Here is a 15,740-nt window from a genome sequence, read left to right as displayed (position 1 = left end):
TTTTCGTTGTGTGCGCCGTATTGCTCAGCGGCGACTTTAATAATATATCACGGTCGCCTATAGGATTGCAAGTCTTTTTTTAAACTTTTTTTAAAGGCAAAAAAACGATAGAAAAAAGCAGATTCGCCCCTAAGCGAAATCTGCTTTTTAATGAATGATAACAATAGTATTAGTAGACTTTAGCTACGTTATATTTAGCAGCTTCTTTCTCGAACTCATACTTCTTGTTGCCATTCTTCAATCCGGCATCCACCGTTGTATCGACGATTACCCATTTGCCATCCAAGAAAACTTCGTTCCATGCATGATATTCCTTAACATAAGAGGTCGTGCCCATGACGAGCTTTGTCGGAATATCTAAGCTGCGGGTCATTGCGGCAAAAAGAGCGGCATAACCGTAGCAAATATCTTTTTTGCTAGTTAGTGTTTTATCAATGTTCGGCAAGTAATCAGTTGGCGCTTTAGCTGCAAGATCGTTATCGTAGGCGACATTCGTAATAATATATTCGTAGATCGCTTTTACTTTTTCTCTATCGGTTTTTTTGTTGGCCGTTAGTTCCTTCGCTTTTTGGACCGCTTTTTTCGAGTCGTTCCAATTGACGTTTTGAATCGAATTCAAGTATACGATTTTGCTATCGGCAAGATTCAGGCTCACCTTTTCTTGTCCTACTACTTTATATTTGTTGCCGCTAGTATTCTCAAGCACCGATACTGTGTACTCGCCATTGCCTAATTGCAACGGAAATAACTCGGCTTGCTCTTTGCTATTTAAATTATACGTATATTTATCATTGCCTTTAGCAATCATGACCTTTGTTTTTACATCCGACTTTACGCCATAATTTACGCCAACGACGCCGCTGCCCAAGTTCGACATGTCCAACCATTGCGTTCCCGCGTTGGCTGTCGCCGCCGATACATGAACCGATGTCGCTATCAGTAATACAGCCGTCAGCATAAGGACAAGCTTACGCATGGATAAAACTCCCTTCGGTAGCCAGGCTGCCATCTCTTCTCGAGGAAGGCCCTTTAGCTTTGCGTCCCTGCCTTTCGACAGGTTTGCCGTTATCGTGTAAAGTTTTATTCGAATGACTGTCAGCCTCAAAAAACAAAAAAAGCCCGTTCATTCGGTAGCTGGCTGCCATCTCTTTCTCGAGGAAGGCCCTTTAGCTTTGCGTCCCTATCTTTCGATAGGTTTGCCGTTATCGTGATTAGCTCTATAGTTAATAGACTACCATATTCTATTATATTTTCAACTATAATTTGCTAGATTACGCAAAAAAATAGAGAGGTTAGCCTAGTTTCGACTAATCCTCTCTCTACATATTTCTACATATAAAGAAGTGATTAAACTCTCCGTCTATTTCTCGTTAGGATAAATCCTCCAAGCAGAGCAACCAAACCGCCTGCCAAATAATATGGTAGCGAGCTGGACTCGCCTGTTTTAGGGAGAGCGCCAAGTGGTACTTCTTCGGTTACAGTTACTTCGCTGCCAACAGCAGATGTTGGTTCTGCTCCCGCGGCATCTGTTTCCGTAACATCAGTCGTTGTATCAACCCCGCCAAGAGGACCTTGCTCGTCGTCGATTACAACTTCAAGCGGTTCATTAGACGGTTGCTCTGTAGGAGCAGTTGTTGGCGTTCCACCAGGTGTGGATGTTGGTGTCGATGATGGTGTTGCAGTTGGTGATGGTGTTGGCGTCGATGTCGAACCACCCGGTGTAGAAGGACCGCTGCTTGGCTCATCCGTTGGTTGCGGAACATTCGGCGTTGGCGTTGGGCTATCCGTTGGCTCCGTAGACGGCTGAGGCGTTGGCGTTGGCGCCGTTGTTGGTTCTGTTGTCGGTGCCGTTGTCGGCGCTGTTGTTGGCTCCGTTGTCGGCGCTGTTGTTGGCTCCGTTGTCGGCGCTGTTGTTGGCTCCGTTGTCGGCGCTGTTGTTGGCTCCGTCGTTGGTTCCGTTGTCGGCGCTGTTGTTGGCTCCGTCGTTGGTTCCGTTGTCGGCGCTGTTGTTGGCTCCGTCGTCGGGGCCGTTGTTGGCTCCGTCGTTGGTTCCGTTGTCGGCGCTGTTGTTGGCTCCGTCGTTGGTTCCGTTGTCGGTGCTGTTGTTGGCTCCGTCGTCGGGGCCGTTGTTGGTTCCGTTGTCGGCGCTGTTGTTGGCTCCGTCGTTGGTTCCGTTGTCGGCGCTGTTGTTGGCTCCGTCGTTGGTTCCGTTGTCGGTTCCGTTGTTGGCTTTACCGTAGGCGTTGGTGTAGGCACCGCTGTCGGTTCAGCTGTCGGCGGAAGAGTCGGAGGATTTGTCGGCGTTGCTGGCTTTTTCTTATAGTAGACAGCTACATATTCAATTGTTTGCGTAAATCCGAATGCTTTTGGAGCTTTCAAGTCGGTGCCGCTTGTACTGCCGTTAGTAGGATACTTCACACCGGATAGGCCGATAAGATCGCTTGATACATAAAGACAAGTAACCTCATACCGATCCCCTTCCGTCTGCCAATTGACCGTCTTCTTGTCATTGGAGAACTTCAGGGTAGCAAGATCATACGATTTCGGGAAAAAGGACCATTCCGTAACCTTTAACTTTCTCGTTTCGCCTTTCCCGATCCAACTCGCATCAACATAATCGCCCGAGCATGGATCTGGTGTAGAACCGCCTCCGCCCCACGTTGCAAATACGACACTGTATCCGCCGAACGTCAGCATCACTACGAGGAGACTCGCAATCAATGCCTTGAATTTCATGTCTTCAACACTCCCCCAGTAAATAATTCCACATTCCAGGCAATAAAAAAGACTGCCCTGAATATGGTCATATTCATGGCAGTCGGACGATCATCGCAAGCACGCTTTCGCGTCATGCCTTAGACTCCAGACTTTGCGTCCCATCCTTTCGAATGGTTTGCTATTTGCATGTTATATGTATGGAATAATTGCAAAACCGAGTAATAATACCAATTTCATCCGGTTTGCAAAACCTATTCTACAATTAGTAGCAAATAGAAGTCAACGCTTTTTTATTCAATTTTCGACTTGCTTTTGAGGACGAAAAACCCAGCGTTTGCTGCCGACAAAATTCAACAAAACGGTTAGACATGTGACGACAATTTTTGCAATAAACGGATTCCACGTCAGTCTCTCCACCGCTAAATAGAGCAAGCTTACCGATACGCCTAACACAGCCAAGTTCAGCAGCACGAACCGCAGCAGTCGCCCTCCGCCAATTGGCCCATCGGCAGACGCGCCAGCGGACGATTTGAACGTAAACCGTGAATTCATCCAATAGCTGTTAGCCATGCCGGCCGCATAAGAAACGACCTGACTTGCCGCCGCGTGCAGTCCTGCCCAAACCAATAGTCCGAAAATAGCAAAATCAACTGCCGTATTCACAAGCCCTACCAGATTAAATAAGATGAATTGCTTAAATGCAGGCCATCTGCGCCGCTCCTCGCCGCTAGTGGCGGACATACTCACGTTCCCTTCCGCCTGACTCAGGCGTTTCTCTGTCTCCAGCCTGTCCGTCCTTCTCGAAACCAAGCTCTTCCCTTACGATGTAGAGCGGCCGCCCCTTCGACTCATCATAAATTCTTCCGATATATTCGCCGATCATGCCGAGGAGGATGAGGATAATCCCGTTGAAAAAGAGATTGATGCCAACCGTCGACGCCCAGCCTGTAATCGTCGCATTGGTGAACAGCTTCTGATACAACACGATTAGCAAATAAATGAAGCTGGAGATCGATAGCGTAAACCCAATATAAGTTGCGATTTTCAACGGTTTATGCGAGAACGACGTAATGCCGTCGATCGCAAAATGGATCATTTTTTTCAGCGGATACTTCGTCTCTCCCGCAAATCGCTCCTCCCGCACATACTCCACGCTCGTTTGACGGAAGCCAACCCAGCTGACCAGACCGCGCACAAAACGATTTTTCTCCTTCAAGCCGCGAAGCACGTCGCAAACCTTGCGGTCGATAAGACGGAAATCACCGGTATCGGTCGGGATATCGAAGTTGGTCATGCTCGTCATCAGCCGGTAAAACATCATAGCCGTCAGCTTTTTGAAGACCGTTTCGCCCTTACGCTTAATCCGTTTGCCATAGACAACTTCATAGCCTTCTTTCCACTTTTCGATCATTTGCAGAATGACTTCTGGAGGGTCCTGAAGGTCGGCGTCGATAATCACAACCGCATCGCCCTGCGCGTAATCCATGCCGGCCGTAATCGCGACCTGATGCCCGAAGTTGCGGGAAAAATTAATCAGCCTGACATTTCGGTCGTCTCGGCTAATTTCGCCTACGATCGCTACCGTCCGGTCTATGCTGCCGTCGTTGACGAAAACCAGCTCGTAAGGCTCTCCATAGCCGTCCATTACTTCCTTCAGCTTCCGATACGTATGCTCGATCACTTCCTGCTCATTGAACATCGGTACGACGATACTGTATTTCGCCTTCAAGCCAATCCCTCCTTTTTAATGTTAAATTGCGATTTTATTCAATTCACTAAGCGAGACTATCTATAAAACACCCAGGACTGGAACAAACGAAGACCTTCCGCATACGCTTTCGACACTTCGAAGCCCGACAGCACTGGATAGTAAATGAGGAAAAGAAGCACAGCAGCCCCTGTAAACCCGTATCGCAGCCAACGCCGTTGCGGATATTTTTCCTCGTATAGCTTAAACAAGTAAACGATAGACAAAATCATAAACGGTACCATCGCAAAGTAGTGGTAAATGAACGTCAGCCGCGGCACCAGCATCCATGGCAAGTATTGCGAAAAATAAGCGATCCAAACGACATACATATATTTATCTTTTCGTTTGAGGCTCAAATAAACCGATAGCAGCAGCGCGAACAATCCAAACCACCAAATGATCGGATTTCCGAACGCAGAGATGGTCGATACGTGATCCGGACTCGACACGTCCTCGCCGCTGTAATACCAAACCGGTCGTTTCATAAACGGCCATTCCCACCACTGGGAAGAATACGGATGTGTCGACACTAGATTGCTGTGGTAGTTATACATATTCTTTTGATATTCAACAAGCCGGGTAGCCGTAAACTGATCGCCTGGAACGGAAAGCACCGGAATGTAGGATAAGCTGTAAATGAGCAACGGAACTATAACGTAGAAACCGATGCAGCTGACCAGTATCGCGATCGTTTTCCGCGGGAAAGACTGAATCGCTTCACGGTACGCCGCAAAAGTTTCCTTATCCTTGAGATCGCCTTTCAGCGCTCTTTTCGCCGCCGCATATTGTCTGTATCGTTCGGCCAATGACCAGAACAGCATAACGGCCAGTCCGGCTCCGCCGTAGATTACAATCCACTTGGAAGCAACCCCTATGCCGAAAAGCAGACCTGCCCAGAACAATGGAACAAGCAATTTGCGCAACGGCGTTCGGTAGAAGTCCATCGACACGTACTTGTGCATGAAGTAGAACATCAAAATAATGAAAAAGACGCCGTATACGTCGATGGTCGCGATTCTTGTCTGCGTAAAATGCATAAACTCGGCTGCCAGCAATATCGAAGCCGCCGCCGCATAAGCCGTTTTACGGAACAAACGCAAAGCGAACAAGTAGAGGATCGGAACCATAGCGATACCGAACAGAGTCCCCATTAAGCGCCAGCCGAAGGGACTTAAACCGAACAGCTTGATGCCAAGGGCGATAATGAGCTTGCCGAGAGGCGGATGCGTGTTCTCGTAAGCCCTCACCCCTTCGATATGCTCAAGCGCGGTTCTCGCGTGATAGATTTCATCGAAGTAGCTGCTGTTTATATAATTTTCTTTAAAAGATACGGATGATTGCTCATCGAACAAACGGCTCGGCGACGGACCGCTGCCAGTTCCTTCGTCGATCACTTCCCGGATGGCAAGCGGCGTCTCGCTTCCTTTCGCGAAGAAAGCAATCTCCTGCATCGAGAAGCCCATTTCAACCGCGGTTAATTTCACATAGCGCGTCTCGACGTTAAGCGGATGCATCGCCCACTTCAGATCGTCGCCGCCCTTCTGCTCCAGGTCAATCGGCGCGCTCCAGGCCGTTGGCACGTAAGCGAATTCCAGCTTGTATTTACCGGAACCGTATCCTCCAAAGCTATTCATCTGTGCAAGCTGTACATTCTCGCCAAAATCGACATAGAAGCTATGGCCTGCAGCCTGCGGCTTCCATCCGGTGTCGAGCGACTTGATCGTACCCAGGTTGAAAAGCGCAAAGGCCGCGTAGACGACGGTAATCGCCGCCATCCAAATCCAGTCCTTCTTGCCAAGGCGCGTTCTGGCCCTATCGTAATTCGTCTTCTCATCGTGACGGTCCCCGGAAGATTTAACCTCTTCGAGCAGCTGCTCGTCCCGCTGTTTAAGCCCTTCCGGCGTAATCGGCTCAAGCGGCAGTACGCGGCCTCTAATATATACATCATAGCCGACATACAACATATAAATAAGCAAGCCTAGGTTGCAGATCGAAAAGAGAAGAACGATGCCGTCGGCCGGCACGCCGGTCGTGTACGGGCTAAAAGCCAGCACATAGCTGATATTGACGAATAATGTGACGCTGAATCCGAACAACACGTGAAGCAGTCGTCTGTCTTTCGTATAAACATAAGCGAAAACGCTGAGCAGCAGCGCTGGATACATGTACCTTTCGTGCATTTTGGTGGCGAAAAGGAACACGATCATAATGAGCACAACGCCGATAAAGAATGATTTCGACAAATCCTTTTTATCCTTGCCTTTCAAGGAAAACCATGCCGCCAGTGCAACGGCCAGGACAATCGCAAGATTGCCGAAAACCTTATAAGGAACCGACAGCCACGTAGCGTCAAGCGGCTTCCAGTTGCCTCCCGTCAGCGAATACAGGTTAAAAGCATTCAGCGTCGCGTACGGATAAGAGGCCAGCGTTGTTTTGTACAGATTGATTAAGCCCCCCAATCCCCCGTTGCTCCAGAAGAACGGCAAGGCGAGCGCGAAAAAGACGGCAAGTCCGTAACCAGCGCTGATCGCCGAGCGCTTCCACTCTTTTTTATGCCAAATCGCCAGCAAGATAACAGGAGTGAAAATCAAGGCCTGCGGCTTGACCAGCACGGCAATGGCGAACCAAACGGCCCCTCTTTCCAGACGATTGTCGACAACCGAGATGATCGCGAGCAGCAAAAACAGCGTGAAGATAGAATCGACCTGTCCCCATGCAGCCGAATCGACCCATACGGCAGGATTGAACATATACAGCAGCGCGAGACCGAAGGCCGGCCGGCCTCCAATTCTTTTCCACGCGGTTTGGTAAATGAGCACGCAAGCGGCCAAATCAGCCACCATCGCGGGGAGCTTAAATAGAAAAATCGTTCCGCTCGACATGGAATCCATGCCAAACATAGACTGCAGCATCCCTAGCAGGTAGAGGACATAGATGTAGCCAGGCGGGTAGTCGGCAAAAGCCCCTTCCCTATAGAACTGGGAAATGCCGTTATGGAAGGCGTCGTTGCCCCAGTAAATAAACGTGTTCAAATCCGAAATATATCCCGGATAAACGCCGGCCACGAGAATACGGAAGCCGAATGCGATAATCAGCCAGCCCCCTAACGAGTTCGACCGGTTGGAGTCGGACCGCTCAAGCGGATGCCGCTGCCGGAGCAGACCTTTATATAAAAACAGAAAAAAAGCACCGAATGCAGCCGATATCGCCAGTTCCGGAAAAGCTGATACGGCAGGAATTTCCGGCTTATTCTCCCCTCCGGCGGCTTCATTCCCGCCGGCTGGCGCAAACGGAATCGCTGTCGCGCCTTTCGGCAAAGATTTAACCTGCTCGACCGAGATATCGTCGAACAGAGCTCGTCCCTTATTCAGGCTGCTGTAGCCGCCGAGCGCAAGTCCGATGCCGATTTCCTTCTGCCCGGCACCGGTTTTTCCGTAAAATTCGACCGGCTGCCATTGTCCGCCCGTATCGAGATAATGCGGGAACTCTTCACCGACGCCCATAACAAACAGATTAGCCCCGATCGCGTTCGGATCGGTCCCGGTTACTTTAATCCAACCGGAAACCCGGTAATAAGCGTTGGGCTTAACCGCGATATTCTGGACCCATTTCGAGTGATTGGGTTGTACATTCTCGATGAGAGCCGCCTGACCGCCCGAATGGGTGTCCGAGCTGTCGACGCCAAACCGGGTCACGCCGCTGTCATGCACCCACACATCCTGCGTCCATGACGCCGGAGATCCCGAATCGACCTGCTCGAATCCTGCGTTCTGGAGCAAGTTCTGCTGATTGTCGGCAGCGAGAACGGAATAAGTAGGTAGGGCTATCCACAAAACGGTCAGCGCGATTAGCAATTGTATCAGTCCAAATTTCCGCATAAAGCGAACTCTCACCTCAATAATTGTTTTTATGATCGATCGACAGCATTTTTAGCCTATTTTTTCCTAAAAATACATCTCAACTTTAAATGAAAAGCGGGCGGCGGTCAATGAACGAAACGAAAAAAACCGCTCGGGATCCGTTCCCGAGCGGCTGCTCTCGTTGCTGTTATTCGCCTGCGCGTTCACGCATATGAGGGAACAGCAGGACGTCGCGGATGGAAGGCGCATCGGTCAAGAGCATAACGAGACGGTCGACGCCGATCCCGAGACCGCCTGTAGGCGGCATGCCGTACTCGAGCGCGCGGATGAAATCGTCATCCATATCATGCGCTTCGTCGTTGCCTTGTTCCTTCTCTAACATCTGCGCTTCGAAGCGCTGACGCTGGTCGATCGGATCGTTCAGCTCGGTGAAAGCATTGGCATGCTCGCGAGCGACGATGAATAGCTCGAAACGGTCGGTAAACCGCGGGTCCTCCGGATTTTTCTTCGCCAGCGGCGAGATGGCTACCGGATGCCCGGTTACGAACGTTGGCTGAATGAGCGTATGCTCACAGAACTGCTCGAAGAACGCGTTCAGAATATGACCGAACGTCATGTGCGGTTCAACCGGCACTTTATGCTCCTTCGCCAGAGCATGCGCTTCTTCGTCCGTCATTTGCGCGCTGAAATCAACGCCGGTCGCTTCTTTAACGAGCTCGACCATCGAGACGCGGCGCCATTGCGGCGTCAGGTCAACCTCTTGACCTTGATACGTAATCTTCGTTGTGCCAAGCACTTCCTGCGCGATATGCGCAATCAGGTTCTCGGTCAGCGCCATGATGTCTTTATAGTCGGCATAAGCCTCGTACAGCTCGATCATCGTAAATTCCGGATTGTGGCGGGTTGAGATGCCTTCGTTACGGTAAACGCGGCCGATCTCATATACCTTCTCCAATCCGCCGACAATGAGCCGTTTCAAGTGCAGCTCGATGGCGATACGCATATACAGCTGCATATCGAGCGCATTATGATGCGTAATGAACGGGCGCGCCGCGGCGCCGCCAGCGATCGAATGGAGCGTTGGCGTCTCCACTTCCAAGTAGCCGTGCGAATCAAGGTAACGGCGCATCGATTGAATGATGCGGGAACGGGCAATAAACGTTTGCTGCACGTCAGGGCTAACGATCAGATCGACATAACGCTGGCGGTAGCGAAGCTCCACATCCTTCAGGCCGTGATACTTATCCGGCAGCGGGAGCAGCGACTTCGTCAACACTTCCACTTCCTTCGCCTTGACCGATACCTCGCCTGTATTCGTCTTGAACACCGTGCCGCTGACGCCGACAATATCGCCGATGTCGAGCAGATCGAAGGCTGCGTATTTATTCTCCTCTACCGAGTCCTTGCGCACGTAGATTTGAATTTTTCCGCTGAGGTCTTGAATATGCGCGAAGGATGCCTTACCCATACCGCGCTTCTGCATAATCCGGCCGGCAATGCGAACCGAGATCGCCTTCTCCTCCAGCTCTTCCTTGCTCAATCCTTCGCTTGCTTCCACGATTTCTTTGGCCGTGTGCGTACGCTCGAATTTGCTGCCGAACGGATCAACGCCAAGTCCGCGAAGCTCGTCCAATTTGTCTCTGCGAATTTGCAGCAGCTCGCTCAGTTCCTGTTCTTGAAGCACCCCGTTGTTCTCTTGATTCACTTCGTTCATCTCCTCTTTACTTCTGCAACGTCAAGCGTGAACGGCCGATGCCCCGCAAGGCGGACAGCCCGTGCCGCGTTGAATGATGAGTCTATTATAACATGCTTATAAGCTCAAAAAGCTTCCTTTAAGGAAGCTTTTCGAAAACACGAGAACTTATAAGCTTTTCCCTTATACAACGCTTCTAAATTGCTCTGCAAACGATCCGTCCGCTTTCATCTGGAAAGCCGTTAAACGTTCGCGCTTGAAGTAGCCTTGCAAGCTTTATTTTTTAATATCGACGATTTTATATTGAATGATGCCGGCAGGTACGCTTACGTCCACGACCGTTCCTCTTTTTTTGCCTAAAATCGCTTTTCCTACCGGGCTTTCATTCGATATTTTGTTCTGCAGCGGATCCGCTTCCGCGGTACCGACGATTGCATATTCCATTGTATCGCCAAATTCCAAATCTTCAACCGTTACCGTCGATCCAATACTTACCGTATCGGTGTCGATTTCGTCGCTATTGATAATCCGCGCGTTGCGCAGCATTTTTTCCAACGTAATGATACGGCCTTCGATGAAGGCTTGCTCGTTCTTCGCGTCCTCGTATTCCGAGTTCTCGCTAATATCTCCATAACCGATAGCTATTTTAATACGCTCTGCTACTTCACGACGTTTAACCGACTTTAAGTTTTCCAATTCATCTTCAAGTTTCTTCAATCCGTCCTGAGTCAGAATGATTTCCTTATCGCTCATCTTTCCGATTCTCCTGTCGTGTGACAAATTTTCATACGCCGTATGAATTCACTGTTACTTAATATATTACGCGCTCCAATCGTCATGCCTTCGCCCTTGCGAGACAAGCCGCGGATGGCAGGTACGACTGTGTCGTTGATGTATATTGCAAGATTATATTTCAACGTCCTTCGAATGTCAATCTAAGGCAATTGGTTGGTGAAACCGCTTCATCTTTGCAAAACACATCGATGCCAGTCTCCGTCTCCCCCGTAAAATGCGGTTTGTCGAAGACTGGCTAATGGAATCGGTCCGCCACGCTCGAACGTTGTCGAATCGACTCGCTCGATTTGCGATAATGCGAAGGGCCGACAATAGCTTCAAGTTGCATCGTTCATCCCAGATTAGTGTACGGCTTGGGTTCCCGCAGCCTTGGCTGCAGCGGCCGCTTCTACCGCTTCCATATCAAGGGATGAGATGTATCGTTCCAAAACTTCAACGACGCTGTCGCGACCCGTTTCTTCCATTATAACGTCCTTCACGCGCGCTGCTCCCGGCAGGCCCTTCAAATACCAGGCCAAATGCTTGCGCATTTCGCGAACAGCCGCCGCTTCGCCTTTCAACGCCGTCAGGCGGTCCAGGTGAAGAAGCGCAACCTCCATCTTCTCGCGAGGCAGCGGATCGGGCAACAGCTCGCCTTTCGCTAAATATTGAATCGTCCGGTACAGCATCCAAGGGTTGCCGAGCGCTCCGCGCCCGATCATGACCCCGTCGCAGCCGGTATGGTCCAGCAGTCTGCGCGCATCTTCCGGCGAGAATACGTCGCCGTTGCCGATAACGGGAATGGAAACCGCCTGCTTGACGTCGCGAATAATATCCCAATTCGCCTTGCCCGTGTATTGCTGCTCGCGCGTACGTCCATGCACGCTGACCGCTTTGCCGCCGGCACTTTCGACTGCCTGCGCGTTCTCCACTGCATATATATGCTCGTCGTCCCAGCCGATCCGCATTTTAACGGTTACCGGCTTGCTGACGGCTTCCGTTACGGCAGACACCATCTCGTAAATTTTGTTCGGGTCCAGCAGCCAACGCGCCCCTGCGTCGCATTTTGTCACTTTCGGTACCGGGCAGCCCATATTAATATCGATAATATCGGCATTCGTCTGCTGATCGACCACTTTTGCCGCCTCAACCAGCGATTCCCTGTCTCCTCCAACAATTTGCAGACTGAGCGGCTTCTCCCGATCGTCAACAAACAGCATTTCCATCGTGCGTTTGTTGCCGTGCAGAATGGCTTTGTCGCTGACCATCTCAGCGCATACCAAGCCGGTTCCAAACTCTTTGGCTATGAGCCGGAACGCCGGATTACACACGCCTGCCATCGGGGCCAGCACGACGTTGTTCTTCATCTCGATGTCTCCGATTTTCAGCATGTCGCTTGATCCCTCCTTTTTGCTGCTAGGAGGAGCTGACTTCTGTCAATTCCTCGTAGGAAACGCCCAGCGTATCTGCAATGCTGGTCAGCAGCTTGGCATCCGCTTTTCGGGTACCCCGCTCCAGCGAACCGAGCACGGCCACCGAGATTCCCATAACTTTCGCCAGCTCCTGCTGGGTGTAGCCCTTCAGTTTCCGGAATGCCCGAACTCTTTGAGCCAATTGATGGTTTTCCATAACGTGATGCCTTCCTTTCCGTCCCGAAGCGCCGCCTTGGCGGCTTCACTTACCTGCTCTCCCCGCACATCGTCTTGCGCCAGCACATCGTTCAGCGGCACAAGCACGAAAGCTCTTTCCATCATGCGGGGGTGAGGCAGCGTAAGCTCTTCGTCATCCATGCTGATGTCTTCGTAAAGCAGCAGATCCAAATCTATCGTACGCGGCCCCCAGCGAATATCTCGAACGCGTCCGAGAATCTGCTCCACCTCTAATTGCAGGCGAAGCAGCTCAAGGGGGCTAAGCGAGGTTTGCACGGCGATAACCATATTTAAAAAGGCGGGCTGGTCCGTATAACCGACCGGATCCGTCTCATACAACCCAGACAGCCGCAGCACCTCAATTCCCGGCCGCTCATTCAACCGTTCGACAGCTTGCCGGAGCAGCTCTTCACGGTCACCCATATTCGAGCCGAGCGCAATGTAGGCGACTGAACGGCGGTCAAGCGGGGATAATGCGTCCATTGGCGTCCCGCTTTCTGCGCAGTTCGACCGTCACGCCGTCAAAGTGGATCTCGAACGGCGGATTCGGCTTTGTCACCCGAACCGTCACTTCATTTATCATAGTATAAGCTTCCGCTATCGTCGTTGCAATGCCACCGGCTAAAGCTTCAATCAATTTGTAGGGTGGGCCCTCGACGATCGTTTTCGTCAACGCATGGAGCTCCGCATAATTGATCGTATAATTCAGATCGTCGTCAGAAGCCGCCCGCTCCAGATCAAGCTTCAGCTCCAGATCGACATAAAAGTTTTGACCCAGCCTATTCTCTTCCGGGAATACGCCATGATAGCCGAAAAACCGCATTCCCTTTAACGTCATGGTATCCATCTGTCGTTCTTCCTTCCCCCTACCATTCTATCTGTCAACGCCGATAAACGATCGCATCCGTCATCACAGCGGTGCGTTTGTTCGCTCGAACGTTGTGCACTCTGACGATTTGGCAGCCCTGAACAATGCCGAGCGCCGTTGTCGCCGCCGTTCCTTCCTCCAGCTCCTCCACCGGCAAATCGAGCGTCTGCCGAATGAACCGCTTCCTCGACGTGCCAAGCAGAACCGGATAGCCCATTGCATTGATATCGGCCAGATGCGCCATCATCGCGATGTTTTCCTCGTAATTTTTAGCAAATCCAATCCCCGGATCAAGCCAAATCTGCTCATCCGCCACCCCGGCTTGTTTGGCGATTTCGATGCTTAAGCGCAGATCGGCCAATACGTCAGGTACTAGATCGTTGTAATCCCTGTCCGGCCGGTTATGCGTAATAATGACCGGGCAGCCGTATTCGGCGGCGACCGCCGCCATCAGCGGGTCTTGCCGCAGCCCCCATATATCGTTCAGGATGTGCGCACCCGCTTCGAGCGCCCGGCGCGCCGTCTCCGCTTTGTACGTATCAATCGAGATCGGCATATTCGGCAAAGCTTCCCTGACCGCCCGAATGACGGGCAGCAGCCGCTGAAGCTCCTCCTCGGCGCTGATCGGCTCGAAGCCCGGCCTCGTTGATTCCGCCCCGATATCGATCAGATCGGCGCCCTCCTCAGCCAGCTTAACGGCGTGCGCCGCTGCCGCCTCCGCTTCGTTATGCTTGCCCCCGTCCGAGAACGAGTCCGGCGTGGCATTCAGAATACCCATGATGAGCGTCCGTTGCCCGAGCTCAAGCGCCGTTTCGTTATCGCCGCTTCCCAACCGGTAAGAACGGCTCCAGAACGACGGCTTGACGCCGCTCAACGCTGCTGCCGTAAAGTCTTGTCTCGTATCCTTCATCCGCGTTTACACTCCGTTCTATGCTAGGCTGCCGCTCTTCCCGGCTATCGCTTTCTATTCGTATCCTCGCGATAAGCTTGCAGCAGCCGGACCGTCTTCTCCCCGATCTTCCCGTTGCCAACGGTTCGGACAACGCCGTTCTCGTCAGCTAGCGTCGTAATCGGCACCAGCTCCTGCACCGAGGTCGTCATCCAGACCTCATCGGCTGCCAATAGCTCTTCCCAGCTATAATGGCCCTCTTCCGTCCGATAGCCCGCTTCCTGGGCGAGCTCCAGCACACGCGCTCTCGTGATGCCCGGTAAAATGCCGGTGTCGATCGAAGGCGTCTTTATGACACCCTCGCTTACGAAGAACAGGTTGCTGACGATTCCCTCGGCCAGCCGTCCGCCAGCCGTCCGCATCAGTCCTTCAGCCCCTGCAGGCGCGCCGGATGCAAGCAGTTCCCGCTTCGCTATTATATTATTCATATAATGCAGCGATTTTAACCGTACGTCGCCCTCCGGCGTATTGCGCGCCGTCTTTAGCAATCGCAGCTGCTTGCCATTCTCGTAAAGCTCCTCTTGGTAGAGAGGAAGCGCTTTGACTAGTACGAGCTCGTTCGGGCGCTCATATTCGCCGGTCGGCAGACCCAATTCGCCTTCGCCCGCAGAAACAGTTAAACGAACGTAGCCGTCATCCAGACCGTTCGCCGTAAGCAGCTCAGCGAACTGCGCCCGTAGTGCCCGTTCGTCGGGCTCGTAGCGAATACCGAGCTGAGCGCAGCCTTCGGCCAGCCGGTCTAGATGCCGATCCAGCAAATAAGGCTCGCCGTCGTAAGTGCGAAACGTCTCGAACAGCCCCATGCCGTACAAAAAGCCGTGATCGTATACCGAGATCACGGCTTTTCCGGCTTCCGTTTGGGAACCGTTAATCCCGATTATCATCGCGCCGCGCCTGCCCGTAGCTTCAAGAAATTGCGAAGCAGCGTCAGACCGTGCTCCGTAATAATCGATTCGGGATGGAACTGAACGCCTTCGATCGGGTATTCCTTATGGCGCAAGCCCATAATTTCGCCTTCCGCCGTTTCCGCGCTAATTTCCAGACAGTCCGGCAGCGTCTCGCGCTTCACGATTAAAGAGTGGTAGCGCGTAGCTGTATAGGGAGACGGGATGCCTTCGAACACGGTTTTGCCGTCATGAAGAATGTCGGACGTTTTGCCATGCATCAGTCTCTCCGCCCGAACAACATTGCCGCCGAAAGCTTGACCGATCGCCTGATGGCCGAGGCAGACGCCGAAAATCGGGATTACGCCTTTGAAATGGTCGATAACAGACAAGCTGATGCCCGCTTCATTCGGAGAGCACGGCCCCGGCGAAATGAGGATATGGTCCGGACGAAGCGCCTCAATACCGGCCAAATCGATCTCATCGTTCCGCTTGACGACAACCTCCTCGCCAAGCTTGCCCAAATATTGCACCAAATTGTACGTAAACGAATCATAATTATCAATGACTAGAATCATCGGTCTCGCTCCCCCTT

At 51.8% G+C, this 15,740-nt stretch carries 14 protein-coding genes and 3 riboswitches; all 14 genes read right to left on the bottom strand.

Annotated elements, in window-relative coordinates; all coding sequences use genetic code 11:
• Positions 1-169 precede the first annotated feature (169 nt).
• The 14 genes from ACFVTB_RS26190 to pabA all read right to left on the bottom strand — a co-directional run bounded on the left by ACFVTB_RS26190 (position 170) and on the right by pabA (position 15,723).
• Complete coding sequence (locus tag ACFVTB_RS26190; protein WP_387756072.1) at positions 170-976, bottom strand: transglutaminase domain-containing protein; 807 nt, start codon at positions 974-976, stop codon at positions 170-172.
• 13 nt (positions 977-989) lie between these two features.
• A riboswitch (cyclic di-GMP riboswitch) is annotated at positions 990-1,074 on the bottom strand.
• A 52-nt stretch (positions 1,075-1,126) separates the two neighbouring features.
• A riboswitch (cyclic di-GMP riboswitch) is annotated at positions 1,127-1,211 on the bottom strand.
• Positions 1,212-1,347: 136 nt separating this feature from the next.
• Positions 1,348-2,736, bottom strand: a complete 1,389-nt coding sequence (locus ACFVTB_RS26185; protein ID WP_387756070.1) for an LPXTG cell wall anchor domain-containing protein — start codon at positions 2,734-2,736, stop codon at positions 1,348-1,350.
• Positions 2,737-2,810: 74 nt separating this feature from the next.
• Positions 2,811-2,908: riboswitch (cyclic di-GMP riboswitch) on the bottom strand.
• Between the two features lie 104 nt (positions 2,909-3,012).
• The gene (locus ACFVTB_RS26180) at positions 3,013-3,459 is read right to left on the bottom strand and encodes a GtrA family protein (RefSeq protein ID WP_387756084.1); all 447 of its coding nucleotides are present in this window, start codon (positions 3,457-3,459) and stop codon (positions 3,013-3,015) included.
• Complete coding sequence (locus ACFVTB_RS26175; protein WP_387756082.1) at positions 3,446-4,453, bottom strand: glycosyltransferase family 2 protein; 1,008 nt, start codon at positions 4,451-4,453, stop codon at positions 3,446-3,448. Before ACFVTB_RS26175 ends, ACFVTB_RS26180 begins: the two co-directional genes overlap by 14 nt.
• Positions 4,454-4,503: 50 nt before the next feature.
• Positions 4,504-8,346 carry a glycosyltransferase family 39 protein gene (locus ACFVTB_RS26170; protein WP_387756068.1) on the bottom strand — a complete coding sequence of 1,281 codons (3,843 nt, stop codon included), beginning with the start codon at positions 8,344-8,346 and terminating at the stop codon, positions 4,504-4,506.
• Between the two features lie 169 nt (positions 8,347-8,515).
• The gene (lysS, locus tag ACFVTB_RS26165) at positions 8,516-10,042 is read right to left on the bottom strand and encodes a lysine--tRNA ligase (protein WP_387756066.1); all 1,527 of its coding nucleotides are present in this window, start codon (positions 10,040-10,042) and stop codon (positions 8,516-8,518) included.
• Positions 10,043-10,297: 255 nt separating this feature from the next.
• The gene (greA, locus tag ACFVTB_RS26160) at positions 10,298-10,774 is read right to left on the bottom strand and encodes a transcription elongation factor GreA (protein ID WP_387756064.1); all 477 of its coding nucleotides are present in this window, start codon (positions 10,772-10,774) and stop codon (positions 10,298-10,300) included.
• 383 nt (positions 10,775-11,157) lie between these two features.
• Positions 11,158-12,186, bottom strand: a complete 1,029-nt coding sequence (gene dusB, locus ACFVTB_RS26155; protein ID WP_387756062.1) for a tRNA dihydrouridine synthase DusB — start codon at positions 12,184-12,186, stop codon at positions 11,158-11,160.
• Between the two features lie 25 nt (positions 12,187-12,211).
• On the bottom strand, positions 12,212-12,424 hold the full coding sequence (locus tag ACFVTB_RS26150; RefSeq protein WP_387756060.1) for a helix-turn-helix domain-containing protein: 213 nt from the start codon (positions 12,422-12,424) through the stop codon (positions 12,212-12,214).
• Complete coding sequence (gene folK / locus ACFVTB_RS26145; protein ID WP_387756059.1) at positions 12,376-12,927, bottom strand: 2-amino-4-hydroxy-6-hydroxymethyldihydropteridine diphosphokinase; 552 nt, start codon at positions 12,925-12,927, stop codon at positions 12,376-12,378. Before folK ends, ACFVTB_RS26150 begins: the two co-directional genes overlap by 49 nt.
• A complete protein-coding gene (gene folB, locus ACFVTB_RS26140; protein ID WP_387756057.1) occupies positions 12,905-13,291 on the bottom strand; it encodes a dihydroneopterin aldolase in 387 nt (128 codons plus the stop codon). Before folB ends, folK begins: the two co-directional genes overlap by 23 nt.
• A gap of 34 nt (positions 13,292-13,325) precedes the next feature.
• Complete coding sequence (gene folP / locus ACFVTB_RS26135) at positions 13,326-14,222, bottom strand: dihydropteroate synthase (protein ID WP_387756055.1); 897 nt, start codon at positions 14,220-14,222, stop codon at positions 13,326-13,328.
• A 44-nt stretch (positions 14,223-14,266) separates the two neighbouring features.
• On the bottom strand, positions 14,267-15,145 hold the full coding sequence (locus ACFVTB_RS26130; protein ID WP_387756053.1) for an aminotransferase class IV: 879 nt from the start codon (positions 15,143-15,145) through the stop codon (positions 14,267-14,269).
• Positions 15,142-15,723 (bottom strand): aminodeoxychorismate/anthranilate synthase component II, encoded by a 582-nt coding sequence (pabA, locus tag ACFVTB_RS26125; RefSeq protein ID WP_387756051.1) that lies wholly within the window; start codon positions 15,721-15,723, stop codon positions 15,142-15,144. The genes ACFVTB_RS26130 and pabA overlap by 4 nt, the downstream gene beginning before the upstream one ends.
• Between the last annotated feature and the right edge of the window lie 17 nt (positions 15,724-15,740).

It is taken from the genome of Paenibacillus sp. NPDC058071 (assembly GCF_042885235.1).
In the GTDB taxonomy this organism is placed as follows: Bacteria; Bacillota; Bacilli; order Paenibacillales; family Paenibacillaceae; genus Pristimantibacillus.
This window is presented reverse-complemented; position numbering and strand designations above follow the sequence as displayed.

What these genes read in the sequence shown, in the direction of transcription:
- ACFVTB_RS26190 (WP_387756072.1), bottom strand. Translation starts at nt 976, where the DNA reads ATGCGTAAGCTTGTCCTTATGCTGACGGCTGTATTACTGATAGCGACA.
- ACFVTB_RS26185 (WP_387756070.1), bottom strand. Translation starts at nt 2,736, where the DNA reads ATGAAATTCAAGGCATTGATTGCGAGTCTCCTCGTAGTGATGCTGACG.
- ACFVTB_RS26180 (WP_387756084.1), bottom strand. Translation starts at nt 3,459, where the DNA reads ATGTCCGCCACTAGCGGCGAGGAGCGGCGCAGATGGCCTGCATTTAAG.
- ACFVTB_RS26170 (WP_387756068.1), bottom strand. Translation starts at nt 8,346, where the DNA reads ATGCGGAAATTTGGACTGATACAATTGCTAATCGCGCTGACCGTTTTG.
- lysS (WP_387756066.1), bottom strand. Translation starts at nt 10,042, where the DNA reads ATGAACGAAGTGAATCAAGAGAACAACGGGGTGCTTCAAGAACAGGAA.
- greA (WP_387756064.1), bottom strand. Translation starts at nt 10,774, where the DNA reads ATGAGCGATAAGGAAATCATTCTGACTCAGGACGGATTGAAGAAACTT.
- dusB (WP_387756062.1), bottom strand. Translation starts at nt 12,186, where the DNA reads ATGCTGAAAATCGGAGACATCGAGATGAAGAACAACGTCGTGCTGGCC.
- ACFVTB_RS26150 (WP_387756060.1), bottom strand. Translation starts at nt 12,424, where the DNA reads ATGGAAAACCATCAATTGGCTCAAAGAGTTCGGGCATTCCGGAAACTG.
- folK (WP_387756059.1), bottom strand. Translation starts at nt 12,927, where the DNA reads ATGGACGCATTATCCCCGCTTGACCGCCGTTCAGTCGCCTACATTGCG.
- folB (WP_387756057.1), bottom strand. Translation starts at nt 13,291, where the DNA reads ATGGATACCATGACGTTAAAGGGAATGCGGTTTTTCGGCTATCATGGC.
- folP (WP_387756055.1), bottom strand. Translation starts at nt 14,222, where the DNA reads ATGAAGGATACGAGACAAGACTTTACGGCAGCAGCGTTGAGCGGCGTC.
- ACFVTB_RS26130 (WP_387756053.1), bottom strand. Translation starts at nt 15,145, where the DNA reads ATGATAATCGGGATTAACGGTTCCCAAACGGAAGCCGGAAAAGCCGTG.
- pabA (WP_387756051.1), bottom strand. Translation starts at nt 15,723, where the DNA reads ATGATTCTAGTCATTGATAATTATGATTCGTTTACGTACAATTTGGTG.